This is a genomic window from Shewanella sp. KX20019 (assembly GCF_016757755.1).
Lineage (GTDB): Bacteria > Pseudomonadota > Gammaproteobacteria > Enterobacterales > Shewanellaceae > Shewanella.
The window spans coordinates 1,797,373-1,823,918 of the sequence record NZ_CP068437.1 but is presented as its reverse complement, the minus strand read 5'-3'; the positions used below and the strand labels follow the sequence as shown (position 1 = coordinate 1,823,918).

Annotated in this window: 23 protein-coding genes; 1 reads left to right on the top strand and 22 read right to left on the bottom strand. The window is 45.2% G+C overall.

Going from position 1 to position 26,546, the window contains the following annotated elements; translation table 11 throughout:
• Positions 1–143: 143 nt before the first annotated feature.
• The 22 genes from JK628_RS07980 to JK628_RS07875 form a co-directional block, all read right to left on the bottom strand.
• A complete protein-coding gene (locus JK628_RS07980; protein WP_202288984.1) occupies positions 144–1,496 on the bottom strand; it encodes a sigma-54-dependent transcriptional regulator in 1,353 nt (450 codons plus the stop codon).
• Between the two features lie 4 nt (positions 1,497–1,500).
• Positions 1,501–2,580 (bottom strand): sensor histidine kinase, encoded by a 1,080-nt coding sequence (locus tag JK628_RS07975; RefSeq protein ID WP_202288983.1) that lies wholly within the window; start codon positions 2,578–2,580, stop codon positions 1,501–1,503.
• Between the two features lie 566 nt (positions 2,581–3,146).
• Positions 3,147–4,580, bottom strand: coding sequence for a sigma-54 dependent transcriptional regulator (locus JK628_RS07970; RefSeq protein WP_272931649.1), 1,434 nt, complete (start codon positions 4,578–4,580; stop codon positions 3,147–3,149).
• A gap of 291 nt (positions 4,581–4,871) precedes the next feature.
• Positions 4,872–5,273 (bottom strand): flagellar export chaperone FliS, encoded by a 402-nt coding sequence (gene fliS, locus JK628_RS07965; RefSeq protein ID WP_202288982.1) that lies wholly within the window; start codon positions 5,271–5,273, stop codon positions 4,872–4,874.
• A 6-nt stretch (positions 5,274–5,279) separates the two neighbouring features.
• Complete coding sequence (locus JK628_RS07960) at positions 5,280–5,633, bottom strand: flagella biosynthesis chaperone for FliD, FliT (RefSeq protein WP_202288981.1); 354 nt, start codon at positions 5,631–5,633, stop codon at positions 5,280–5,282.
• Positions 5,634–5,774: 141 nt separating this feature from the next.
• A complete protein-coding gene (gene fliD, locus JK628_RS07955) occupies positions 5,775–7,136 on the bottom strand; it encodes a flagellar filament capping protein FliD (RefSeq protein WP_202288980.1) in 1,362 nt (453 codons plus the stop codon).
• A gap of 69 nt (positions 7,137–7,205) precedes the next feature.
• Positions 7,206–7,679 carry a flagellar protein FlaG gene (locus JK628_RS07950; protein ID WP_202288979.1) on the bottom strand — a complete coding sequence of 158 codons (474 nt, stop codon included), beginning with the start codon at positions 7,677–7,679 and terminating at the stop codon, positions 7,206–7,208.
• Between the two features lie 267 nt (positions 7,680–7,946).
• A complete protein-coding gene (locus tag JK628_RS07945) occupies positions 7,947–9,332 on the bottom strand; it encodes a flagellin (RefSeq protein ID WP_202288978.1) in 1,386 nt (461 codons plus the stop codon).
• A gap of 415 nt (positions 9,333–9,747) precedes the next feature.
• Positions 9,748–11,136, bottom strand: coding sequence for a flagellin (locus JK628_RS07940; protein ID WP_202288977.1), 1,389 nt, complete (start codon positions 11,134–11,136; stop codon positions 9,748–9,750).
• A gap of 345 nt (positions 11,137–11,481) precedes the next feature.
• Entirely contained in the window at positions 11,482–12,684 is a 1,203-nt protein-coding gene (gene flgL, locus JK628_RS07935) for a flagellar hook-associated protein FlgL (RefSeq protein WP_202288976.1), read from the bottom strand.
• 33 nt (positions 12,685–12,717) lie between these two features.
• Positions 12,718–14,640, bottom strand: coding sequence for a flagellar hook-associated protein FlgK (gene flgK, locus JK628_RS07930; RefSeq protein ID WP_202288975.1), 1,923 nt, complete (start codon positions 14,638–14,640; stop codon positions 12,718–12,720).
• A gap of 43 nt (positions 14,641–14,683) precedes the next feature.
• A complete protein-coding gene (flgJ, locus tag JK628_RS07925) occupies positions 14,684–15,718 on the bottom strand; it encodes a flagellar assembly peptidoglycan hydrolase FlgJ (RefSeq protein WP_202288974.1) in 1,035 nt (344 codons plus the stop codon).
• Positions 15,719–15,746: 28 nt separating this feature from the next.
• A complete protein-coding gene (locus tag JK628_RS07920) occupies positions 15,747–16,838 on the bottom strand; it encodes a flagellar basal body P-ring protein FlgI (protein WP_202289750.1) in 1,092 nt (363 codons plus the stop codon).
• 146 nt (positions 16,839–16,984) lie between these two features.
• Positions 16,985–17,659 (bottom strand): flagellar basal body L-ring protein FlgH, encoded by a 675-nt coding sequence (gene flgH / locus JK628_RS07915; RefSeq protein ID WP_202288973.1) that lies wholly within the window; start codon positions 17,657–17,659, stop codon positions 16,985–16,987.
• 99 nt (positions 17,660–17,758) lie between these two features.
• Positions 17,759–18,547 (bottom strand): flagellar basal-body rod protein FlgG, encoded by a 789-nt coding sequence (gene flgG, locus JK628_RS07910; protein ID WP_202288972.1) that lies wholly within the window; start codon positions 18,545–18,547, stop codon positions 17,759–17,761.
• Positions 18,548–18,557: 10 nt separating this feature from the next.
• Positions 18,558–19,301 carry a flagellar basal-body rod protein FlgF gene (gene flgF, locus JK628_RS07905; protein WP_202288971.1) on the bottom strand — a complete coding sequence of 248 codons (744 nt, stop codon included), beginning with the start codon at positions 19,299–19,301 and terminating at the stop codon, positions 18,558–18,560.
• Positions 19,302–20,307: 1,006 nt separating this feature from the next.
• Positions 20,308–21,669: a flagellar hook protein FlgE gene (flgE, locus tag JK628_RS07900; protein WP_202288970.1), complete on the bottom strand. Its 1,362-nt coding sequence runs from the start codon at positions 21,667–21,669 to the stop codon at positions 20,308–20,310.
• Positions 21,670–21,744: 75 nt separating this feature from the next.
• Positions 21,745–22,551, bottom strand: coding sequence for a flagellar hook assembly protein FlgD (gene flgD / locus JK628_RS07895; RefSeq protein WP_202288969.1), 807 nt, complete (start codon positions 22,549–22,551; stop codon positions 21,745–21,747).
• A gap of 25 nt (positions 22,552–22,576) precedes the next feature.
• The gene (gene flgC, locus JK628_RS07890; protein ID WP_202288968.1) at positions 22,577–22,993 is read right to left on the bottom strand and encodes a flagellar basal body rod protein FlgC; all 417 of its coding nucleotides are present in this window, start codon (positions 22,991–22,993) and stop codon (positions 22,577–22,579) included.
• A 2-nt stretch (positions 22,994–22,995) separates the two neighbouring features.
• Complete coding sequence (gene flgB, locus JK628_RS07885) at positions 22,996–23,394, bottom strand: flagellar basal body rod protein FlgB (RefSeq protein WP_202288967.1); 399 nt, start codon at positions 23,392–23,394, stop codon at positions 22,996–22,998.
• Positions 23,395–23,612: 218 nt separating this feature from the next.
• Positions 23,613–24,446 carry a CheR family methyltransferase gene (locus JK628_RS07880; RefSeq protein WP_202288966.1) on the bottom strand — a complete coding sequence of 278 codons (834 nt, stop codon included), beginning with the start codon at positions 24,444–24,446 and terminating at the stop codon, positions 23,613–23,615.
• 140 nt (positions 24,447–24,586) lie between these two features.
• Entirely contained in the window at positions 24,587–25,507 is a 921-nt protein-coding gene (locus JK628_RS07875; protein ID WP_202288965.1) for a chemotaxis protein CheV, read from the bottom strand.
• Between the two features lie 284 nt (positions 25,508–25,791).
• Between JK628_RS07875 and flgA the strand changes: the two genes are divergently transcribed.
• Positions 25,792–26,505 carry a flagellar basal body P-ring formation chaperone FlgA gene (gene flgA, locus JK628_RS07870; RefSeq protein ID WP_202288964.1) on the top strand — a complete coding sequence of 238 codons (714 nt, stop codon included), beginning with the start codon at positions 25,792–25,794 and terminating at the stop codon, positions 26,503–26,505.
• Positions 26,506–26,546 lie beyond the last annotated feature (41 nt).

The following is a 26,546-nucleotide window of genomic DNA, read 5'->3' as shown; positions in this document are numbered from 1 at the left end:
TCCTAGTACCTTCTCAGCTTTTAGATAGGTGCATGTTTGACATGACAAACCATGCGTAAATACATTCTCCTAGCTTCTTTTTCCTAGTACCTAGGACCCATTAGTCCGGAGGCCGCTCTCGAAGCGCAGCGTCCTCTTATGTGCTAAGCCGGTATTTGAATTCCTGAGTCGCGCATCTTTGCCATTTTATAACGTAAGGTGCGGGCACTGATCCCCAGCTTTTCGGCGACAGCTTTACGACTACCATTACATTGAGTCAAGGTTTCTAAAATAATCACATGTTCCTGCGCTTTAAGCTCATAGCCTAAACCATCAAGTTCTGCTGACTTATCCTCTTCAACAGTTACCGCTTCAGCTGCCAGTTGAATGTCACAAGAATCGATAATAATATCAGCTGCCGTTATTTCGCTTGAAACACTTAGAATAAGCGCTCGCTGGACGACGTTATCGAGTTCACGTACATTGCCCGGCCAACGATGGGTTAATAAGCGGCGTGAAGCACATTCAGCCAATAGCGGCACTTCTGTTTTATTCATCGCTAAAGAGTGTTTATTAATCAAGTGCCTCGCTAAAGGCAAAATGTCTGCTGGACGTTGATTTAGCGCTGGCCACGTTAATGGAAACACGTTGATGCGATAATAAAGATCTTCTCTAAACTCTCCCGATACTGCCATCGCTTTTAAGTCGCGATTTGAAGTGGCTAATACCCGTACATTCAGTTTAATGGTTTTACGGCCACCTAATCGCTCCACTTCACGCTCTTGCAGTACCCGCAGTAACTTAGCTTGTAAGCCTACTTCCATCTCTGAAATCTCATCAAGCAGTAACGTACCGCCTTGGGCTTGTTCAAATTTGCCAGGGCAGGCTTGATAAGCACCGGTAAAGGCGCCTTTCTCATAACCAAACAGTGTCGCTTCGAGCATATTTTCAGGGATGGCGGCGCAGTTTATCGCCACAAAGGGCTCTGCTGCACGATGACTGTGTTGATGAATATAGCGTGCTAATACCTCTTTACCGCTGCCACTAGGGCCCATGATCATCACCGATGCATCAGATACCGCCACTCGCTGCGCCAAAGCCAATAACGCTAAACTCTTTTCATCTGCAACGACGGGGTTGCCTGTCGTTGTTTTGGCTGGCAGGTATCGTGATACCTGGTTAAGAAGTACCTCTGGCGAAAATGGCTTTGCTAAATAATCGACAGCACCGAGCTTCATCGCGTTAACCGCATTATCGATGGTCGCATACGCCGTCATCAATAACATAGGTATTTTAGGATGATGCTGTTGCAGGTAATTGAGCAGCCCTAGACCGCCAACCCCCTCCATTTGCACATCACTTATCACCATATCAAAAGAGTCATTTTTTAACGCTAAAATAGCCGCTTCAGCCGAGCCAACATCAACGCACTCATATTGCGCCAGCATAAGTGTGTCTAATAGCGCTTCGCGTAATGATGCATCATCTTCAACTAATAGTAATTTACCTTCAGACATGCGCTTATGCTCCGCCGATGGTGTCAGTGAACTCTTGCTGAGTCACTAGAGGGAATTTAAGCGAGGCGGTACACCCTTCGCCAACATGACAACTAAACTGCATAAGACCACCATGATTGTTCACCACCGATTGCACTACTGCGAGTCCGAGGCCTGTGCCTTGGGATTTAGTGGTAAAGAAGGGTTCAAGCACTTGTAGCTGCATATCAGCATCTAACCCTTTACCGTTATCTATCACATCCACATGCAACGCGGTGGCAGTATCATAGGCCTTAATCTCTATCTGTGTTGCGCCCGCTTCAATACTATTAACCACTAGATTATTTATTGCAGAACTTAGCGCCGAGTCATTGGCTCGAATACGCTGAGTTGACTGATTATCAAAACTAAGTTGGCAGCCTTTTTGCGCCGAAATGGGTTCACAGTTATTGAGCACACTATCGATAACCTCTTCAATAGAGACGATAACATCCAGCTCCTGCTGGCGACCTTTAGCCATTAGCAGCATGTCATTTACTTGATGCTCCAGCTCATTGAGTCTATCGACCAACTTGCCTTGAAAACGCTTTCTAGCAGTATCTGATATTTTAGGGCTGGCAAGATTGGAGGCATACAACAACGCTGCGCTCAGTGGCGTACGCACTTGGTGTGCCAGTGTGGCCACCATTTTCCCTAACGCTGACAACCTTTGCAGATGTGATAAATTCTTTTGCAGTAAACGGGTTTCAGTCAAATCCGTTAATACAATTAACTGTCCCGGCTCTGGTGTTAATGGCGTTATCGCCAGCTTAACGCGGCGGCCATTACGCAGTGACACCTCATGACCATCATCATCTTTCGGTGAAAAAGCCTGATTGATCACTTTAAACCAGCGCAGCCCTTCAAGCGGTCCGCCGAGCAACTCTATCGCGACCGGGTTTGCATCAGTCACTATACCGTCGCCATTAATGATCACTACACCCGACGGCATCGCCTGCAAAATATGCTCCATACGGTTGGACATATTTGCCGCTTGCTGTACATCGACCAATTGCGGACGATTAGCGATAAGCGCATCTAATTTGGGTTGGGGGATCGCGGACATAATGACTCCGTCAAAAAAACTGCATTTGCCGGGATAAAGCAGGTTTCGTGCCACAATAAGAACATAGGCCTTAGATCATGGCTTCGCCATTGCGAGGACGCTTCGCGATTAGGACGTTCGCCAGCTCACTGCTAGGAGATCAACAGAAAACACCATTCGGCTTTTGATGTTGATTTGATGTTTTGCTAGCACCTTCTTTTAAAATAGCTCGGCATTTATGCGGTCGGTTAGCATGGTCGATTGCAATGATTGATGGGCTAAAGCCCAACCTACAGCAGTGTTGTAATACTTATGTTGGTGTTTACGATTATCTTTTGTAGGTCGGCATTTATGCCGTCGCTTTGCTCTTTTCTAGTTTTTACGTTAAGCGAAGCGTTCCGTAGGCCGTGCATCTAAGACTTTACCGTCTTTGCTAGAACCTAGCGTCTCGAGCCTAGTATCTAGCGTCTAGTAGCGAATACCTCGAGCCTAATGCCTACGTTCCCTAAGAACTACACAAAATTAGCGCAAAAAAAATGCGACACCAGAAGTGTCACATTTTTTCTACAGAAAGTATTAGTGTAAAACTAGTCTTTCCCTAAACCATATTTACGCATCTTTTCTACTAGCGTTGTACGGCGAATACCGAGCATTTCCGCTGCACGAGCGACCACACTGTCTTGTTGGTCCAACGCTTGTCTAATCATGTCGATTTCAAGTTCTGCTAGCAGATCTTTAAGGTTTACACCTTCAGGAGGTAACTCACTTGGGAAGCGAGACTCTGGGATCTCTATTGGCTCGTCATCATTAAAGATGGAGGCTAGCGCATCACGCTCGAGCTCCTCTTCACTGACTTCTATGCAATATTCTGGCACATCGATATGACGATACTTAACGGGTAAGTCATTAACATCAACCAACCCACCAGGGTATAAAATGGTTAAGCGTTCTACTAAGTTAGATAACTCACGAACGTTGCCAGACCATGCATGCTCTTTAAGCGACTCGATAGCTCTTTGCGTAAAACGAACTCGACCGCGGCCTTCGTTATAAACTCGGCTAACCAGTTCTTGCAATAATAATGGGATATCTTCTTTGCGTTCACACAAAGCTGGCATCTCTATTGGAAAAACATTCAAGCGGTAATAGAGATCCTCTCTAAAGCCGCCCTCTTCAATCATGGTTTCGAGATTTCTGTGTGTCGCCGCAACGACTCTCACGTCAGCTGCAATAGACTTGCTACCACCAACACGTTCAAACATACGTTCTTGCAATACACGCAGTAGCTTAACCTGCATTTGCAGTGGCATATCGCCTATTTCATCAAGAAACAGTGTGCCTTTTTCTGCTAATTCAAATCGACCTTTACGGGCACTTATTGCACCGGTAAATGAACCTTTTTCGTGGCCAAACAGTTCGCTTTCTAATAACTCGGCAGGTATTGCACCACAGTTCACAGGAATAAACGGACCATCACGGCGCTCTGAAATATAATGAATATTTCGTGCAACAACCTCTTTACCGGTACCTGATTGCCCAAGGATTAACACTGTGGCTTCAGAACTGGCAACCTGGCTTATGAGGTGGCGCACGCTGGCGATACCTTCACTTCTGCCGACTAGACTACGAAATAGTTTAGTTTGATTGGCACTCGTGGGCACATCAGGACGCTTCACTTGACCATAGACTTGGCAGAAGTGAAGTAACTCAGTGAGCTGAGGATAATTTAGTGGTTCTTCGATACAGCCAAGAATATTCGATGCTTTCAAGCTATCGACTTCACCCAACAGCAAAAAAGGCTGCCACGGAAGTGCTCCAGCCAAAGACTGGATAAGTTCTTTTGATTGGTTTTCAGCAGGTAAAACAACCGCGCGAAAACGCGTTTGTTTAGTATGCAGTTCAAGTTTATCGAAACCGATTAACTCGACTTGCTCACCTAAAAACTCAAAGACACATGACAAGCGATTAATTCGCTCTGACTGGTTACCCACAAGTAAAATTCGTTGATCTGTTTGCATCATTCCGAAGGCCGTTAGGCTTATATGTATCAGCGCATTAATTATTAGTGTTCGTTGCTTATTTCAAGCCGATAGCTTCTTTCAAAGAAATCTTATCAAATTCACTACCAAATTGAATAGTGTATTATCGGCTCGCCATAAGCAAGCCTCCGATGAACTTTATGAGAAACTGGATCCGTTTTGCTTAAAAACTCAGCAGTCACTAATTTAGCAGCGACAAGTTTTTGACAAATGTCAAAAAGGAGTGACCAACCACCCCTTCTTTTAGCCCCAGATAAAACCTCTCGACAATCATCAACTTTCAGAAGATAACTCATGCAGTTCAGTTGGGATTGCATCCCAAGCTTCCTTAATAGTGCGTAAAACACCAGTTGCATCATCAATGGCTTGTACATCGTTATTGACATTTGCATCAGATATTCTCTGCAGCATAAAGTCATAGAGCGAGCTTAGGTTACTGGCAACATCACCGTCAGCTTCCATGTTGAGACTGCTATTAAGCCCAGCAACTATGCTAACGGCTTTGCCTAAGCTCACGCCTTTAAGCTCCAAGTTATTTTGCTCTATGGCATAACGTCCCTGTGCTAAACGCTCTAATGCGCCGGCAAACATCATTTGAATCACTTTATGGGGTGAAGCAACTGCAATACTGCTATCTAGAGAAACCTTACGATATGATTGAAGCGAACCTCTCATATATACCTACCTATTTGAATCTATTGTTTTATATAAGTTAGTTTGGCGTTTACCTTTACGTATACCTCGTAATAAGGCTTCGCGGTCGGCTAATACTTTTTTTGCTTGACGTTCAAACTCCAACGTTTTGTCCACCTGTGCTTGCAGGTAAGTTCGGTCTTCGAACTGACTATCGGCCACTAACTGACCTATCAAAATTTGACGCGTACTAATGACTTCTTGCAATTTAAGTACCAAAGTGTCGCTAGTATCATCTTCGAACTGAATATTTTCTAGTTTTTCAAGTAATTCAGTCATGGCGGTATCGACTGTAGCCAGTTGAAGAGTAATTTCAGTCGCGGGGATAGTTGGGGTAATCATAAGGCATTCACTTCATCGGTTTCTTTTTTTAGCATTAGAAATTAATTACGGCACACAGGTTTACATAGCTCTTTTGCAGCGTAATATTATTGCCGTTCGGATCATCGAAAATTGATTCAACTCTTAATGATTAAATCACTGCTATTTTTGTGGTACTACGCCAGGTAGTGATGCCAAACGACTAGTAAGGTCTGCAGACTGCGCACTTAAGTTCGCCACAATCAAATCCATCGCATTGAACTGTTTTAGTAGTCTGGCTTCATAGGAAACCATTTTACGTGTTAGCTGCTCACGGCTTTCAGTAATACGGGTTATTTGGTTATCTAAAGTCTCGTCACGACTATCAATAGTGCCACCGGTTTGTACGTAAGTTTCGACTAAACCATCAAGCCTAGCAGCAAGTCCTGTATCCTCGGTGCTAAACATATCCTTAATCTGGGTCATGTCATTATCAAGTGCTTTGTCGAGGATCTTGTCGTCGAGCTCCAATGTGCCCTGCTGAGTGGTTTTAACACCGATATTGGCCAACATAGTTGCACCATCTTCAGAATCAAAACTACTCGATAATACACCCCGAAGTTGACTCTGGATACTGCGGATCATCGAGTCCCCCTGCAGCACCCCGGCGACTTTAGTTTCCGCATTATAACCCGATAGATTCGACACGGTATCCATTAAAGCATTGTATGACTCGACGAAGCCTTCAATGCTTTTTTCAACTGTAGCGGTGTCTGCAGAAATGGTTAATTGTGTACTTTTACTCAGATCACCATCGGATAACTCTATGCTTACACCGGTAATCACATTTTCAACCGTATTACTGCCCGATGTCACTTTTAGACCATCAACATAAAGCACCGCATCTTTGGCTGCACTCAATTCTGTCATGGTAAAGGTATCAACTAGGCCTGTACCGCCATCGGTGTCTGCAGCGGTCACTGAAATCAGCTTATCTGTTCCGGTCTTGTCCGAAGTCATCACCAGCTGTGGGCCATTATCACCATTGATGATGGTCGCAGTGATACCAACATTATCTTCAGCGTCATTGATTTTTTGCATCACGGATTCAAGGGAGTCTCCCGCAACAACATCAATGCTGAAATCAGCCCCATCAACCCCAAAAGTCAATGAGCCCTCACCCAATGGGGTGGTTGCATCCGTGACCGGCGCAGAGCCAAGTTTTTGACTCTCGGCCAATTGCTCAACTTCTATTTTATAACTACCTGCAACGGCGGTAGCATCTGCTGTGGCACTGATATAACTGCTACTTGAAAGTTTAACCTTACGCGCTATAAAGGTATCTGGGTCGGTTAGTTTTTCTAGGCTATCTTGAAAATCAGTTAATGCACTCTTGAGTGCACCCATTGCAGATATCTGGGTATTGATTTTACCTTCATCGGCATCAAACTGAGCCACTTTAGGTGCGCTTTCAGCTTGTACCAATGCCGAAACAATGCCGTTAATGTCCATTCCTGAACCAATACCAACCGATGTTAATCCCATGACAACCTCAATACGCTAATACAAAAAACATGTACAAATATGAAAAAAATAAGACAACGGCAACTCAGCCTACACTTGGGTAGACATCAGTAAACCGTCCATCTCAGCCATTTTTTCATGCAATTTAATGGCCAACTCTAACGCTTCTTCGTTGGGGATCTGTCTAATCAGTTCACCCGTGTCTATATCAAGTACACTAACAACCTGAGTTCCCAGTGAATCATCGACCTTAAAAGTGAGGCCTTTACGTAACATGGCCATCATATCAGAAAGTTTGGCCGCAACCTCTTCCATCTCTTCAGGTGATTCTTGCGCTTGATCTGACTTTTTCGCCTGCTCTGCCTCTTCAAGCTTCGCTAGCTCCTGTGCGTTTGTGGATTGCTCAATCACATTAACGATATTGCCATCTTGCAGATTATTGACAGTTTCAGCCCTGGATAACGCATGGCTCGACTCTTGTTCCTGGCTTGGCAACTGGCTCTGAGTTTTTGTTGTATCAATGACTATCGGCGCTGCAGAGCTGCTGGATAAGTTAAGTTCCATTTTCACCACTCCTGTCTTTCATTATTATAAGTCGGCTAGATAGTTGCGAGAAACACTATATTGCCTGAAAGCTCCGCTAACATCATACCTTGTTAAACCAGTCCTTTGAACTCTCTTAAAGGCCTCATTAGAACGGTCTTCCTAGCAGTTTAAACAATAAAGGGAGAGTCGTTGCCGACCCTCCCTTTAATCAATTCGCTAATATGCTTAACTCTGTTATTAACATAAGATCAGACCTTAACTTTACTTAAGTTAGTGACTTAAGGTTTACAACAGTGACAATGCAGCCTGTGGTAGCTGGTTAGCCTGTGCAAGCATTGCTGAAGAGGTTTGCGACAGAATTTGCTGCTTAGTTAGCTCAGCAGTTTCCTTGGCAAAATCCACGTCTTGAATTCGGCTACGTGCATCAGATACGTTAGATTGTACGTTGCTCAAGTTATTGATGGTAAAGTTCATACGATTTTGAACAGCACCTAAATCAGCACGTTGTGAATCGATACCAGCGATTGCTGCATCGATTACTGCGATAGCACTTTGCGCACCTTCAGCAGAAGTAATATCCAAATCATTGACACTTGTTAATGTTGAAGCAACTGTATCACCGACAACATCTGCGACTGTTGCCGCATCACCCGAAATGGCAATAGCACCGTTACTCGAAGTCATTTCAATCGTCGCTGTATTACGCTCTGAACCAGTAACAAGCGCTGTATTACCGTCGAATTTAGCCGTGTTAGTTGCAGCACCGGTTATTCCGATGTCGTCAACGTTTTTAGCTACAATTGTAATCACACCAGTATCAAGTGACGCTTCAAAACCATCGTCTTGTAATTTCGCCACTAACGCATCATCGTCACCAGCATAGGTTGACAAGTCATATGATTTATCACCTACTTCAAGTGTCGCAGCAACAGCACCTGTACCCATTTCAATTGTAGCGGTAGCTGATGCTTCAGCTTTCACGCCATTGTTTGAATCAGTGATTTGCTGAGCAACCGCTGTTGATGTCGCGTCTGCTGCAATGGCGATTTTCTCACCATTAACTTTAATATCACCCGCAGCAACACCCGTTGGGGCTCCTGGCGCTGTCGAAGTTGAAGCACCCAATACAAGGCCAGTTCCGCCACCTGTTAGATTATGTTGGCCTAACGCTGACGCACTCGTATCGGTAAGTGATACTGAAATAGTTTCGTTAGCATTTGAGCCCACTTGGAAATCTTGGCTGCCGTATGTGCCGTCTAGTAATTTCTGGCCACCGAAAGAGGTGGTTTCTGCAATACGCGTTAATTCACTGTTTAGCGAGCTAATTTCTTTTTGCATAGCAGTACGGTCATCGGCAGAGTTAGAACCGTTAGCTGATTGCAGTGACAAGTCACGCATACGCTGGAGAATGTTAGTAGACTCCTGCATAGAACCTTCAGCGGTTTGTGCGATTGAGATACCGTCGTTGGCGTTACGCATAGCGACACCAATACCATTGATTTGGCTGGTCATACGGTTAGAGATTTGTAGGCCGGCGGCATCATCTTTTGCACTGTTAATGCGAAGACCAGATGCTAAACGCTCCATAGAGGTTTTTTGATTGCTTGTCGCGCTGTTCAGATTGCTCTGCGCTTTCATTGACGTAACGTTAGTATTTACTGAAATAGCCATTATTAATTCCCTCTTACCTTGCTTTAGACTGTACTAAACGACAGTACTTATATTGGTGCCTGTCTTTCTAAAGCCAGGCGAATCATGTTGGTTACAGTATCTATAACGGCACCTTCTTTTTAACCTTTAGCCTTTATTTTGAATTTTACAAAAAAAATATTTAAAGCTAGATAAAACAACAGCATAAATAACATTAGATATTATAACGATCACGCTCATACCTAAGTTGTTGAGCTTGAGATAGCACGGTTCAGAAAGGAGAGTAGGATGAAAAGCAGAAATAAACACTGTCAATCAAGACAACCTTCGGTTTTTCTACAACAAAAAAGCTTCGATGAGATCATCGAAGCTTTTTTGTCCTACCTGCATTGATTAAGGCCATGCAAAAACCAGCACGATTCAAACCCGCCAATAATTAACCCAATAGAGATAATGCAGCTTGTGGTAACTGGTTAGCCTGTGCCAACATTGCTGAAGAGGTTTGCGACAGAATTTGCTGCTTAGTTAGCTCAGCAGTTTCCTTGGCAAAATCCACGTCTTGAATTCGGCTACGTGCATCAGATACGTTAGATTGTACGTTGCTCAAGTTATTGATGGTAAAGCTCATACGGTTTTGAACAGCACCTAAATCAGCACGTTGTGAATCGATACCAGCGATAGCTGCATCGATTACTGCGATAGCACTTTGCGCACCTTCAGCAGAAGTAATATCTACCTCGTTCACACTTGTTAATGTTGAAGCAACATTTGCACCTACAACATCTGCGACTGTTGCCGCATCACCCGAAATGGCAATAGCACCGCTACTCGAAGTCATTTCAATCGTCGCTGTATTACGCTCTGAACCAGTAACAAGCGCTGTATTACCGTCGAATTTAGCCGTGTTAGTTGCAGCACCAGTTATTCCGATGTCGTCAACATTTTTAGCTACAATTGTAATCACACCAGTATCAAGTGACGCTTCAAAACCATCGCCTTGTAATTTCGCCACTAACGCATCATCGTCACCAGCATAGGTTGACAAGTCATATGATTTATCACCTACTTCAAGTGTCGCAGCAACAGCACCTGTACCCATTTCAATTGTAGCGGTAGCTGATGCTTCAGCTTTCACGCCATTGTTTGAATCAGTGATTTGCTGAGCAACCGCTGTTGATGTCGCGTCTGCTGCAATGGCGATTTTCTCACCATTAACTTTAATATCACCCGCAGCAACACCCGTTGGGGCTCCTGGCGCTGTCGAAGTTGAAGCACCCAATACAAGGCCAGCTCCACCACCTGCTAGATTATGTTGCCCAATAGCAGAAGCACTTGTATCAGACAATGTGACAGAAATAGTTTCGTTGGCATTTGAGCCCACTTGGAAATCTTGCGTACCATAAGTTCCGTCAAGCAGTTTTTGGCCACCAAAGGAGGTTGTTTCAGAAATTCGGGTCAATTCAGATTGTAGAGAGGTCATCTCTTTTTGCATCGCAGCACGATCATCTGATGAATTCGAACCGTTGGCTGATTGCAGTGACAAATCACGCATACGCTGGAGGATGTTTGTCGATTCTTGCATCGAGCCTTCAGCCGTTTGGGCTATTGAGATACCGTCGTTGGCGTTACGCATGGCGACCCCAATACCGTTGATCTGGCTGGTCATTCGGTTTGAAATTTGTAGACCAGCAGCATCATCTTTGGCACTGTTAATGCGCAAACCTGAAGACAAACGCTCCATCGAGGTCTGCTGATTAGAAGTCGCCTTGTTCATGTTTGACTGGGCTTTCATTGATGTGACATTAGTATTAACGCTAATAGCCATGGTGTAATCCTCTTCTTAGTTGGTTTGCCAAGATTGGTTACTTGGCTAAAATTGTTAATATGTAAATTATCAAACCGAAGCTGTATCAATTTAGCTTGCCAAACGCGGCAAACACATTATTAACTGATGCACATCTCATTTGATTCTAGACAGAGGTTTAGAGATATATAACTAATATTACCAATACCTTAACTGTCAATTTTTTATCGTACCTAGCTAATTTTTTGACTCTCAAATTTATTAATGCTTTTTCTGTGCCAACAATTGTAAAACTGATAACTTTTTAAACATATCGCTTACTCAATGTTTACACACTCACACGCAAAACCTTATAGGCCGTCCGTTTTATAGATAATCAAACAGCGACATAGAGCCAACTTTACTAAACACACTAGATACCGCGTTGAGCGACATCTGTTGCTTTTCAAACTCTGTTATCGCTTCGGCATAATCTAAGTCTTCAAGCAAAGACAGTGCCGACTGGTTAACCAACTGCTCCTCTTTATGAGTGCTGGTATAGTTTTCTAAGCTCTTTAAACTATTGCCTGCCACACTGCGGCTGGTTGCCATCTGTTCTTGGCCACTACTAACGTTATTCAATAACTGTGCCATTTCTGACTGACCTTGGGGAGTATTTAACTTACTACCATCTTCAAGCAGTGCTATGGCGCTGTTTAGGGTATCGAATATATTGGAGTTTTGTTCAGGTGTTAACTCGAATGTATCACCTGCAACAGGCGTACCTTTAAGCTGCACCTCAATACCATCAACGGTTACAGGGTTGGTGGCATCAAAATTGGGAATAGTGGTTACAGTGCCTGCAGAGTCAGTCACATTAAGATCGAGCCCACCAGCGCCATTGTCTGCAAAGTCAAAGGTATAGTTACCCGCCATCGGCAGGGTTGGATCAGTAATGTTGGCACCTTCAACACTAAAGCTACCTTGCTGTGTCGACGAATAATTGACGCTATAATCGCCCGTGGCATTTGCAGCGTTCATAAAAACGCCATCACCAGGGATATTGCTGCCGACAGTGACACCGGACGCGACCACAGAATCTCTGACACCAGAGTCGCCGCGGTAAATCACCTTGCCATTATTATCAAAAGCAAACGGTTCTGAATTGGTTTTGAAGCCAGCAAACAGACTATTACCCGATTCATCCTTGCTGTTGGCAATCGACAGTAGCTCTTCCAGGCTGCCACGCATATCATCGGCAATTGTTTGCCGATCGGCATCAGTCAATGTGCCGTTTACTGAACGAAGCATCTGCTCGCGCATGCTAGAGACGACCGTTTCAGCGTTACCTATTTTACTTTCGCTAACAGCCAAACGATTTGAAGCGTAATCTATGTTCTTTAGAAATTGATCGACCACTGCGCCGTGCTGCTTAAGATTATCGATACCGATAGCGGCAACGGGATCATCACCCGCCGTACTGACCTTTTTGCCGGTCGCCAACTGCTCCATGATTTTGCTCGTCGCTGACTGGCCTTTCATCATGTTGGTTGTCGTTTGGGTAAACATTTGCGCCGTTGAGATTCTCATGCTGTTTTCCTTGCTCTATTCTTTAATGCCGAGTTAGCGCAGTGAGCTAAACAGGGTATTAAATATTTCCGTCGCGGTGGTCATGATGCGCGCCGACGCCTGATAGGATTGCTGAAAGCGCATTAAATTGGCCGCTTCTTCGTCAAGATTAACTCCTGATACACTTTGAACTCGGGTATAGGCTTGGTTATAAATGGCTCCCGCGGAGCCGACTGATATTTCAGCTGACTTGGTTTTGCCGCCCACATCAAGCTTGGTGTTTTCATACACATCCGTCAGGGTAGTGCTACCACCGTTCATCATTTTCGTTTCGTTTAACTTCGCCATATTAACCAGATTACTATTGTCACCTTCTGCGAAAGACAGGTCGAAAGTGAACTTATCTTTAGTGACTGCTGTTGAGTTAATTTCAAAGGTAAAGCCATTGGCACTAATGTTAGGTGGGGTATAAGGAGCCGCTACCCCCATAGAATTTCCTTGAGCGTCGAAGACTTCAAAGGTCGGTGGCAATGCTGATGGGTCAATCTCGAAGGTTAGCTCGGCGCCCGTGGTCGGAAAACCCGGCGCGTTGCGGTTATCAATACTGATTAAATTAATATTGCTATTGCCAGAGTTTGCCGCATCGCTGGTAATACTTGTCCCGGCGGCTGCAATGCCCTTGCCGTCGGTCATAGTGACCGATAACGCTGTGGCTGCACTTGAAGTGGGGCGAATTTCAAACTTATCACCAGAGGCTAATACGCCGCTCGCGATGTCGATGCTAAAACCATCGGCTCCCTCAAGCGTATTGCCATTAAGCGTTAGTGACGTGATATTTCCGCTACTGCTGTCTTTTAACTCGTAGCTCGATGGCGTGGTAAAGCTAAGTTCATAGCTGCTGCCAGTGAGTGAACTTACATCATCAATATTGACACCTAGATTGGCATTGCCAGTATTGGTTGAAAATGCACCGACGCGGCCAAGTTGCATTGTAGGGTCGTTAATATCGGTAAAAATATTGGCGCCCACCAGACCATTGAGATCAAAACCTTGTGACTGCGCCTGATTAAAGGCATCCGCGACACCGAGGGCAAACTGACCAAGCTCCAGTTGTGCAGGAATTAACGTGTCATCACGAAAATCGACCAACGCACCAAGCTGACCGCCAATTTTTGAGGCATCAACCACTAAACTGTTGCCGCCTGAAGACGCGGTTATTTGCAATTCATTGGCATGAGGATCACCCGGCTTGGTGCCAATTTGCATTGATACTTCACCAGACACCAGCATGATTGAACCACCGAGCATGACACTTTTAGCACCAGACTCCAGCGGCACCACATTAACTTCAGCATATTCACTTAGCTCAAGGATCAGTGCATCTTGCTTATCAAGCAACTGCATATCTTGGCCCTGAGACTTCATTAGCTCACGGTTGATGTTGCCAAGCTCGTTACTGATCTCATTGATGCGTTCGGTGACAGCCGAAATTTGGTCGTTAGTTTGTCCCATCTGTCCATCAAGTTGCAGTTGCATCTGATTAACGTTGTTGGCCAGCTGCTCAGCATTAGACAGTAAAGAATCTCGCAGCCCCAGATCGTCAGGAATATCTGCCAGACTGTTGATCCCGCCAAACAGGCTGGTTAGCGATGCGGGAACTGCCGAGCCTATCTGCGAAAATAGTTGATCGAGTTCAGACATTTTGCTGTAAGTCGTTTGCGCTTCGCTTACCGCAGTTTGACCGATACGTAACTCACGCGCAGCGTAATCGTTATAAACACGTTTTACGTCTGATACATATGTGCCAGCCCCATAAAAGTTACTGCCCAACTGCTGTGACTCGAGACTCGACTGCGAAACAACCTGACGGTTATAGCCTTCGGTATTGGCATTGGCGATATTGTTACTGGTGATCGCCAGCTGAGATTGTGATGCTAGCACCCCGGTGCGAGCAATACTGAGCAAGTCCATTGACATTAGTTACCACTCCCCATTACAAACGGTTGCACAACTGGGTTTATCATTGCTTCGCCCCTTGTAAAACATCTTTAAAATCTCTAGTGATGGTCTTCATTACCTGAATGACTTTGTCGGCATACTTTGGATCCGTGGCATAACCCGCATCTTGTAGCGACTGCACAAAAGCCTGTGGATTAGCGGCTTTCTTCATCGCATCTTGATAACGTTCGCTATTGGAGACAAACGACACAAAATCATTAAAGCTCTGACCTATATCGTCATACACTCTAAAATCTGCTTTTTGCTTTACCGCTACGCCTTGCTCGTATTCAAGGGTATTAACTTGGGCTTTGTCGCCCTTCCAGCGGTTATCCGCCTTAATATTGAATAAATTATTACTTTGCTGTCCTGCAGTGCCCTTGACCATTTTCTGGCCCCAACCAGTTTCAAGTGCCGACTGTGCGATTAACACTTCAGCAGTTGTGCCTAACTCTTTGGCGGCCTTTTCGGCATGAGGGTATAAACGGCTCACGAACTCATCCTGACTGGTAAAGTCGGCTTGTGACTTGTCCGCATTGAGCGCTGCCGACGGCAATACCTTGCCACTTAGCATAGAATCAAGTGTTTGTGGCGCAACGCTAGCGCTAGTGGCAATATCAACCGGAGTCGATGTCGTTGTGAGCGCGGTTGGCATCTGCATCAGATGTGCATCATCGAGTGTAAAGCTATTGGCTCTGGCTGAAGTGTTACTGTCGCCTCTTAATACAGACGCGGGGGTCATTGGGCTGTTAGCAGGGTCTAATTGCTGCACCATCAGATCGGCTAAGCCAAGCATGCCTTCGCCTGAAAGGTTCAAAGACATCTGCTGGTCGTGCATCTGCTCGTAAAATTTGGTGTATTGGCTGTTCATTGGGCTGTCGGATTCAAACACAGCGTTCGCGTCTCGCATGCTAGTCATTAGCATCTGTACGAAAATACCTTCAAACTGTTGCGCCACTTCTTTTAGTGCACCGTTTTCACCACCTTGGGCTTTGGATCTGAGTGAGTCTAATCCCCCAATATCCAAAAATTGCGATGCATTCGACAGCTTATCCATGACTACTTCCCACTCAAACCGACAATTTTTATATTATTATCAGTTCACCATGCAAAGCCCCTGCCATCTTTAACGCTTCAAGTATGGCAAGTACATCTGAAGGGGCTGCTCCAACAAGGTTAACCGCCCGAACTAGCTCATCTAGCGTGGTGCCAGGGTTAAACATAAACATGCGACTATCGGCTTCAGATACATCAATGGTGCTATCGGACGTGACGACGGTTTGACCATTACCGAAGGGATTAGGCTGTGACACTTGGGTTGCTTCAGCAATCGTCACGGTTAAGCCACCATGAGTGACTGCCGCTGGCAATAATTTGACGTTTTGACCGACGACTATGGTGCCTGTACGCGAATTGACGATCACTTTGGCTGACTCTGTAGCGGGTTCAACTTCAATATTTTCCAGCGTGGCTAAAAATGACACTCGCTGCGAAACGTCACGAGGTGCACTCACCTGCACTGAGGCTGCGTCGAGCGGTCTTGCCATTCCAGGGCCTAATAGGTCATTGATTGCATCAGACAATCTTTTCGCGGTTGAAAAATCAGCTCGACGCAAATTAAAGGTAAGGTGATCACCTGTCGAGAATGGCGTCGCAACGGTACGTTCGATAATCGCGCCATTAGGAACGCGGCCAACGGTAGGCGTGTTTTGAATCACTTTAGAACCATCTTGCCCTTCAGCGCTAAAACCACTGACGACCATGCTGCCCTGTGCAATCGCATACACGTTACCATCCACACCTTTTAGGAAGGTCTGTAGTAGCATGCCACCACGTAAACTTTTAGCTTCGCCTAAACTGGAGACGGTAATGTCTAATGTCTGACCGGGTTTAATAAAGGGTGGCATATTGGCACTTACCGCCACGACCGCAACATTCTTAATCTTAGGTCTGAAGTTATCAGGCAGATTAATGCCAAAGTTCTTCAGCATGGTTTTAAATGTTTGTTCGGTATAACGGGTTTTTTCGCCGGTACCTGGCAAACCCACCACTAAGCCATAACCAATCAATTGGTTACTGCGCACCCCTTGGACATTGGCAATATCTTTGATGCGCTGCGCATTTACCGGCGCAGCAATTACCATTATCGCGCAAAGTATTGCCAGTTTTATTTTCATCATGAAAAGTCCTTAGCTTAGTCGACGAACTTATCGCCGCTAAAAAGCTGCCCTAGCAGGCGGTTAGGTGTCGCAGTCCGCGCGGCACGTTGGCTTATTAGTGTTTTGGTCATTTTTACTTGATATTGATTACTCTGGCTCATGAGTTAAAACGGCCACCAGCTGCCCATAAAGAATGAACTTAGCCAGCCCACTTTCTGTACTTCGGCAAACGTTCCCGTGCCGCTATATTGAATACGCGCATTAGCGACTCGCGGCGAGTCGATGGTGTTATCTGGGCGAATATCCTGGGCGCGTACAATACCGGTAATACGCACAAACTCATCGCCGTTATTGATACTTATCCACTTCTCACCACGAATGACTAAATTGCCGTTATTAAGCACTTTCATCACATTGGCAGAAATGCTGCCCGATAAGCTGTTGCTTTGGTCAGCATCAGATTCACGCTTGGTGTTCATGCTGTCTTTGTAACGCAGATCGATTGGGTTACCGCCGATGGTGACGTTACCGCCGCCTGCGTAGATAGGGTCGAGAGACAGGTCGGTCCCGCGTGAAATCTCATTATTAGCACTCTTTTTCGCTTGGGTCGATTCCATCAGCATGACGGTAATAATGTCGCCCACTTTTAACGCTTTAATGTCTGAGTAGAGACTTGCTGCTTGGCTGTCTTGATACATAGATCCTGTAGCAGCAATCTTTGTTGGCGGCGCTTCAGGGTAAACAGGGGCGTAATACGGGTCGTCAGCAATCGGCTTTTGATTGGTTGAACTACAACCTGATAGCGCGGCAATAACGATTAATATCCAGTAACGACTCATACAAAACTCTCTTCACATTTAGGCCATATTGAGTGCCATATACGTTGAAATTAACAGTGGCGAGTAACACACTTAAGCCACTAAAACTGACCTACCTGCTTATAAATTCTGATTCACGTACGACAGCATCTGATCGACAGCAGAGATAACCTTGGAGTTCATCTCATAAATACGCTGGCTTTCGATCAGGTTCACTAGCTCTTCAGTCACGTTAACATTTGAGGTTTCTAATGCCCCTTGGCGGATTGCACCCATGCCGTCGAGTGATGCAGTGCCTTGGATAGGTGTGCCACTTGCGCCCGTTTCCATATAGAGGTTTTGCCCCATAGGATCTAGGCCCGCAGGGTTAATAAAATCAGACATTGCCAGCTGACCCACCACTTGGTTTTCAGCATTGCCCGGTGTTTTGACCGACACTTCACCTTCTGCCGACACGGTAATACTGCTGGCGTCATCTGGGATGGTTATTGCTGGTTGCACCACATAACCAGAGCCAGGCGTGACGATCTGCCCTGTGTCGTCTAGGCTAAATTGACCGGTACGGGTATAAGCGGCTGTACCGTCTGGCATCTGCACTTCGAAAAAGCCAGGGCCTTCAACCATCAAGTCTAATGAGTTATCGGTGGTCAACATGTTGCCTTGGGTAAACACTTTTTGCGTCGCCACCACCTTGGTACCTGCGCCAATGTTCAAACCGTTAGGCAATTTAGTATTTGACGCACTCACACCACCAGCTTGATTAACGTTTTGATAGAGCAGGTCTTCAAAAACGGCACGACTCTTCTTAAAACCTACAGTACTGGCGTTGGCCACGTTGTTTGAGATAACAGAGATGTCAGTTTGCTGAGCGTCTAAACCAGTCTTACTTATCCATAAAGCGGGATGCATATCATATCTCCTAGCTTATGCGCATTAATGAAGCGGAAGCTTTATCAATTTCTTCAGCTGTTTTCATCATTTTGACCTGCATCTCAAACTGACGTTGTATGTCAATCATCGATACCATTTCATGTACTGCGTTAACGTTACTGCCTTCAACAGCACCGCTAAGTAGGCCGACGCTAGGATCTGCAGCGGCGACTTCACCTGACATTTGACGGAATAAACCATCTTGGCCACGCATTAAATTTTCATTACCAGGGTTGACCAGCTTAATGCGGCCCACCTCTTCAATAACCTCAGCAGTGGCACCCGACGGACGGACGGAGATGATGCCATCTTGAGATATTTCAATTTTTTCGATAGGCAGTGGCAACACGATGGGGCCGTTGTCACCCATCACCGCCGTGCCTCTATCATTGCGTAATACGCCAGTGGTATCGAAACTTAAGCTACCTGAGCGAGTATAAGCTTCGCCGCCATCTTCGGCTTGAACGGCAATCCAGCCATCGCCTTTTACAGCAATATCTAGGTCTCGACCTGTGGTCTTTATTGGGCCATTTTCAAAGTTAGCAGACGGGTTTTCAGTCATGGCGAACACACGCGTTGGCAAGCCATCACCAAAGGCTTGCATCGAACGCGCCTGAGCGAGATCTGATTTAAAACCATCGGTACTGGCATTTGCCAAATTGTTTGCGCTAATCGCCAACGCATTCATATTCTGTTTCGCGCCGCTCATGGCGACATAGAGTAACTTGTCCACTTAACGCTCCGTCAAACTTCCGTCTAACGTATTAATTAGCAAGCATCGTGCCAAGATAAGCAAAAAAGGTTCTAGGTTAAAGCCAATACGAGAATGAAAGGACGGACAAACGAAGATGGAATACAAAGACGCAACGGCCTACGGCCTTACGGCACACGACTTCGTCACTACGGAACGCTTCGCTTACGGTGGAACTAGAACAGGAAAAGCGACGGCATAAATGCCGACCTACAAAAGATAATCGTAAACACCTACATAGGTATTACAACACCGCTGTAGGTTGGGCTTTAGCCCATCAATCATTGCAATCGACCACGCTAACTGACGGCATAAATGCCGACCTACTTTAAAAGAAGGTTCTAGCAAAGCATAAAATCAGCATCAAAAGCCGAATGGTGTTTTCTGTTGATTTCCTAGCAGGACGCAGTCCGTCCTAGCAGTGAGCTGGCGAACGTCCTAGTACCTAGGATCTTCTCAGCTTTCAGATAGGTTCTAGCAAAGCATAACATCACAAGCCAAATGGTGTTTTCAGTTGATCTCCTAGCAGGACCTAGTCCGTCCTAGCAGTGAGCTGGCGAACGTCCTAGTACCTAGGATCTTCTCAGCTTTCAAATACGGTAAAAACTTAGACGAACGGCCTTACGGAACGCTTCGCTTACGGTAAAACTAGAACAGGAAAAGCGACGGCATAAATGCCGACCTACTTTAAAAGAAGGTTCTAGGTTCTAGGTTCTAGCAAAGCATAACATCAACATCACAAGCCAAATGGTGTTTTCTGTTGATCTCCTAGCAGGACCTAGTCCGTCCTAGCAGTGAGCTGGCGAACGTCCTAGTACCTAGGATCTTCTCAGCTTTCAGATTAGGTTCTAGAGGAACTCTTAAAAAAATAAAGGCAACAAAGCACCGCTAATACGGACATTTGTTGCCTTAATTCCTCCTCGCAGTTAGCCTGCGAACGTTCTAGCTAGGCAACCCCGAAGCGAAGCGCCCTTATCTACCCAGTCAATTAACGGATCTGCAGTACCGTTTGTTGTAGCGTATTGTTGACTTCCAACGTTCTAGAGTTGGCTTGGAAGTTTCGTTGAGCAGAGATAAGATCAACCAATTCAGTGGTCAAATCCACGTTTGACTGCTCTAGTGCTGATGAACGAATACTACCAAAAGTACCACTGTTTGCCTCGCCCGCTAATGCAGGACCTGAATCTAGACTAGCTTTCCAAGAAGTATTACCCGCCTGTGACAAACCTTGCTCATTAGCAAAGCGTACTAACGCCACCCGTGCCAATGGCACTGTAGAACCATTACTGTAACTGGCATTGATAAGGCCATCGGCACCAACTTCAACGTTAGTTAAGCGACCGACTGTAGTACCATCTTGTGTCAATTCGGTCACTTCAAAGGGTGATGCGTACTGAGTTGGGTTATTAAAGGTAAGATTTAAAGTTTGTGTACCATCGGCACCTGGGCCGAGTACATTGGCGCCGCCAACACCGAGCGCTTCAGTCTGAATAGTCGCTGGATTACTACCGGTGTATGCACCAGTGTCATTGAATGAAATTGCAGCGCCTCTCCAGCCACCCGCTGATTCAGCATTTTTAGTGCCATCTACCAGACCATCACCGCTAGTATCTACATCGTAGGTTCCTGAAGCTGGATCAACATTCACTTTTTTGCCATCAACCGCGTAAAACGCAACCCAGTTGCTTTCACCGGTATGGGCAGCATCTGGTGGGCGGACAAAGTAAGTCGTCATAACATGTGGCTCACCTAATGAGTCATACATGGTGACTGAGGTTGAGTTGTTAAATGTATCAGGGTCATTGGGATCAAAATTTGCTGGATCGAATGTTTTATCGCCGGCATTGAGGTTCATCTGCATACCGATATTATCGGTCTTTACTGGGCTACCCGCGGTATCGGGAATCTGTACAGGCTCAGTAGTGGTCAAACTCACTGAGGTTGAGTTGCCATCTTTGTCTACAGGGAAGGTTTGCAGGAAATTACCGGCAGAATCGACCATGTAGTTGTTCGAATCAAACTTGAATGCACCCGCACGAGTGAAGGAGTGATCTTGTGAGCCAATTTCTGAAGAGGTTACGAAGAAACCGCCACCGTTAATCGCCATATCAAGTGAGTTATTGGTAAATTGTAAACTGCCTTGATGGAACTGTTGTGCCACTTGGCTAGTAGCTACACCACCGCCGACTGTGGTCTTGCTGTTGGCAAAAATAGAGCTGGCGTAAACATCAGCAAACTCGGCACGTGATTCTTTAAAACCTGTGGTGTTGACGTTAGCGATATTGTTTGCAGTTGTATTTAGGTCTTTTTGCGCAGACGATATACCGCTCAGAGCAATGTTAAATGACATAATTCACCTCAATCCTTGTTCAATTCGTTTTAGGAGAGACTTTATCCGTCTCTCTTATTAATATCTGTCGTACGTTTACGATTCTGAAACTGCTAACACGTCACTAATCTTAATGCCGCCAACACCGCGCAAGTTCAAAATTGCGCCAGTAGCTGCTGTGCCTAACGACACACTTGTCACGTGAGCATAAGTTGAAACGGGTAACTCTTCACTCTTACCATCGACTTTACCGGTCACTTTAAGGGTGTAACTCCCTTCAGCGACGGGCTCGCCATTTTTACCCATGCCGTCCCACGTGATATCAACATTTCCACCTGCACTGCCATCCACTTGAAAAGTCGATACCAACTGGCCGGTTTCATCTTCCACTCTCACGGTTAAATCTTTAATCGTTTCAGGCGTACTGACGATGCCTTTTATGTTCGGCTCTTCAGCTGAGATATAACCGGTATCGGATGGAATAAGTACTTTCTGCCCAACGAGTCCAGATGCCTGCAGTGCTTGGCTTGATGTCGTTAGCGCGTTGAGGTTAACAATCTCTTCGTTAAGCTTGCTAATACCATCAACGGTAGAAAACGAGGCCATCTGCTGGATCATTTGATCATTGTCGACTGGTTTAAACGGGTCTTGCATCGATAACTGTTGACTCAATAACGAGAAGAAATCTTCTTGAGATAGATCCTGACTATTCGCTTCAGGTATTGAATCCTCTACCGGCAAGCGCAAACTGTCTAAAAATGGATTCCCCGTTGTAGTCGTCTGCTCTGTCGACGCACTACTTTGTGTTGTCGTTTGCGACGAAGCTTGCGGCGTAACAGTGCTAGCCTGCTGTGGCTGGGCTGTTGTCGATTGCGTGTTATTGAGCGGGTTAATTAGGCTCAAAATTTACCTCCAGCTTTCACTGAGTTTATTTACCAATTCTAAGAGTTTGCTGAAGCATCGATTTTGCAGCTTCAGTCACTTGTACATTCATTTGATATGAGCGAGAGGCAGAGATCATATTGGCCATCTCCTCCATCACATTGACATTGGGTTTATAGATAAAACCTTCGGTGTCTGCCATAGGATGACCTGGCGAGTATTCTTTATTTAGCGGTAAGTCGCTTTCAACGATGCCCTTAACCGCAACTGATTGTGAGGCACTTTGATGCTGTTGTGCCTTGCTCATTTCAGCTTCAAAAATAGGATGACGAGCACGATAAGTCTCGCCAACGCTGCTTGATACTGAATCTGCGTTGGCAATGTTACTGGCCGTAGTATTTAGTCTGACCGATTGCGCAGACATACCCGAACCTGCGACGTTAAAGATATTAAATAAACTCATAATTAATCGCCTCTAATCGCTTTTTTCATACCTGAGAACTTACCGTCGAGAAAACCGAGCGACATTTGATACTCTAGGGCATTTTGCATAAATGCAGATTGCTCCTGCTGGATGTCGACCGTGTTACCGTCACCGGTGTCGGGCTGATTCGGCACACGGTAGCCCACATTCTGTTGCGATAAGGCAGCCAAATCGAAGTGTTTAGCATCGCTCTTTGCCATGGCTAAACCCGACTGACGTGACTGAGCTGAGTTCATCGCTTTGGCAAAGTCTACATCGCGAGATTTGTAGTTTGGTGTATCGGCATTGGCAATATTTGAAGATAGGACTTCTGCACGTTGGGAGCGTACGCCCAATGTGTATTGATGAACCCCTAATGCTTTATCAAAACTAATCGCCATAAAATTGCCTCCTCAGCTTGGTATCTGAAATAAAGCAATTGGTGTGCCAAATTAGTCTAAAAGAATGAAAATAGACGTTTTAGCTGAGGATTAGCGATATTGAGGGCGGGTTTAGACGGATAAAAAGGGTGTCAAAATTGCGTTAACTGCACTTCAACACCCTACATACCACCCCACTTAAAGATGCTCGCTTCAGTTAAGATGGGGATAAAGCAGGTTTAGACTTTCTTCTGGTAATAGATCCCCGGATTACAACGCACCATATCAAACTCATCAGATAGACCGGCGATAGACTCTGACGCACCAAGGAACAGGATCCCTTTAGGGTTCAGTGCGGCAGCAAATTGCCGCAAGATTTTCCGCTTTGCCTCTGGGGAGAAATAGATCAATACATTGCGGCAAAAAATAATATCGAACTTACCGAGCAAGGTATAACTTTCGAGCAAGTTATGCGCTCTAAAGTTAACCAATTGCTTTACATTATTTTTAACCACCATATTACCGGAGGGTAAGGCATCAAAAAACTGACGTTTGCGTTCATCAGATAAGCCACGACCTAACGCTAGGTTGTCATACTCTGCTTTTTTACAGCGTTCAAGCATCGACGGAGACAGATCCGTCGCCAATATGCCGGCACCGCTGGGCAGTGTCCCGGGTTTACGCTGTTGATACTCGAGAATGGTCATGCCTAAAGAGTATGGCTCTTGCCCAGATGAACACGCTGCAGACCATATTTTTACCGGCCGACCAAGTCGACTGTAATTTGGCAAAATGGAATTAAACAGCAATTCGAACGGATAACGATCTCGAAACCACAGCGTCTCGTTAGTCGTCATGGCATCAATGACTTCGGTGCGAAGTTGACGCTCTGTGGGCTTCATTGAATGCTTAACGACATCCGATAGAGAGGGCAGATTATATTTCCCCATAAGCGGTGCTAATCTACTACGCACCAGATATTGTTTGTTCTCACCTAGCACAATACCGCTGTGCTGCTCTAGAAAGAGCCTGAACTGATGGTACTCGTTTTCAGCAAGTGATTTATTTGGCACGCTAACATCCTAAATATCTATAAAACAAGCCGCATAAAAGGCGCGGCTTTACCACAATCGCTGGGTTATACATTAGCCATCTAGGAAACACAAGCAAGACTTGGTTCCCTCTGGCTTGGCATTGCAGCATAAACCAGCTTTTATAGACTTAAGTGCTTGTTTACAGCGGCTGCTAACTCATCAGGATTAAATTTAGCAATAAAATCATTAGCGCCAACTTTCTGCACCATCGCTTGGTTAAATACGCCACTAAGCGAAGTATGTAACACCACTTTTATGTTTCTAAGCTTAGGATCATCGCGTATTTCAGCCGTTAAGGTATACCCATCCATTTCAGGCATTTCAATGTCTGAAATAATCAGTGGGATTTCAGTCGCCACATCGTCAAGCTCCGCCGCCATTGCCCGTAATTTATCTAACGCCTCTTTACCATCTTTGGCGGTATCAATTTGCAGATCAAGAGAGGATAACGCACGAATAATCTGTTTGCGGGCAACCGATGAGTCATCGATGACCATAATGTGATAATGGCGCTCTCTATCAATGGTTAGCTTATCATCCAACTCTTTACTAATGTTGGTATTGACTGGTGAGATCTCATCGAGGATCTTCTCAACATCCAAGATCTCCACTAACTCATTTTCTATCTCTGTTACAGCCGTTAAATATGAGCCACGACCCGACCCTTGTGGCGGTGGCATGATGGCTTCCCAGTTCATATTGATAATACGCTCAACTGAACTCACCAAGAAACCTTGCACACTACGGTTGTACTCAGAAATGATAATGAAGCTGCTCTCAAGGTTCTCAATTGGGCGGCCGCCAGTTGCTGCGCTCAAATCGATCACTGAAATGGTCATGCCGCGCACATGCGCTATTCCACGCACACTAGAGTTGAGCCTAGGCAAGCTGGTTAATGGAGGGCATTGCAGCACCTCCTTGACCTTAAATACGTTAATGCCGAATCGTTGACGTCCATTAAGTTTAAATAACAATAACTCAAGTCGGTTTTGTCCAACCAACTGTGTTCGCTTATTTACTGATTCAAGAATGTTCGACATGAAAATTTGCCTTGTACTTATTTTTATCGATTAATCTAAAAGATTAAATGTAATTTTAGTTAACGCTTATTACGTTGATTTTGCGCATCAATGCTGCCAATACACTTCAATATAATGCTACCTCTACATTTAGGCATGCTACTTGCTTAGTTAGCACTATCTGATTCTAACGTTGCGACATCAGTCAACTTTATGACGCCCAACGATTTAATGAGTTCGCTACCAACATTCTACAATTAACACGACTTAGGTGCATTCTAGCGAATCAAGCTGGTGTATTCATTATGAAAATAAATTTTGGGCTACTTTTTACCGTACTTTGTTTCCCCGTTACCGCTAGCGCCAATGCGAATCAAGTTGCGAGTGTTCCCTCTTTATCGACCATTTCTCGGTTAGCTATAGCGGCAGTTGAAGAAAAAATAGAAGCTCCTGAAAAAGCAAAGATTAATATCACTCCCCAAAGCTTAGATACTCGTGTCAGCTTACCTAATTGCTTTCTTCCGATAAAAGCAGAGATAGCCAGCGATCGTGCAATAAGGCGTAACAATACAGTAAAAATAAGCTGTGACAGCCCAGACTTAAGCTATCCATGGCAGATATTTTTATCAGTGAGAGTCGACATTCTTTACCCTGTGGTGGTAGCTAAAGCAACATTAGGCCCAGGAGATCTGATCTCACGTAGCGATGTTGCCATTGACTATGTGGAGCAAACCACGCTCAGAGGTCAACAATTTGACCAACTAAGCGAAGTGGTCGGCGCCCGTCTTAAACGTCGAGTCGCACCTCAGCAACCTATTTTTAATAATCATCTGTGTATTGTTTGTAAGGGAGACACAGTGTCGATATTTGCCAAGTCTGAAAACTTCGAGATAAAAACCGTTGGAGAAGCCCTACACGATGGTAATTTAGGCGATAAGATACGGATTAAGAACAGTCATTCACACAAAACCTTAAACGCAAAAGTCACCGCAGTTGGCCAAGTTGAAGTAAGAATGTAAAATAAGATTAAAGTTAACAGCTATCGCGCCGATAGCATGTG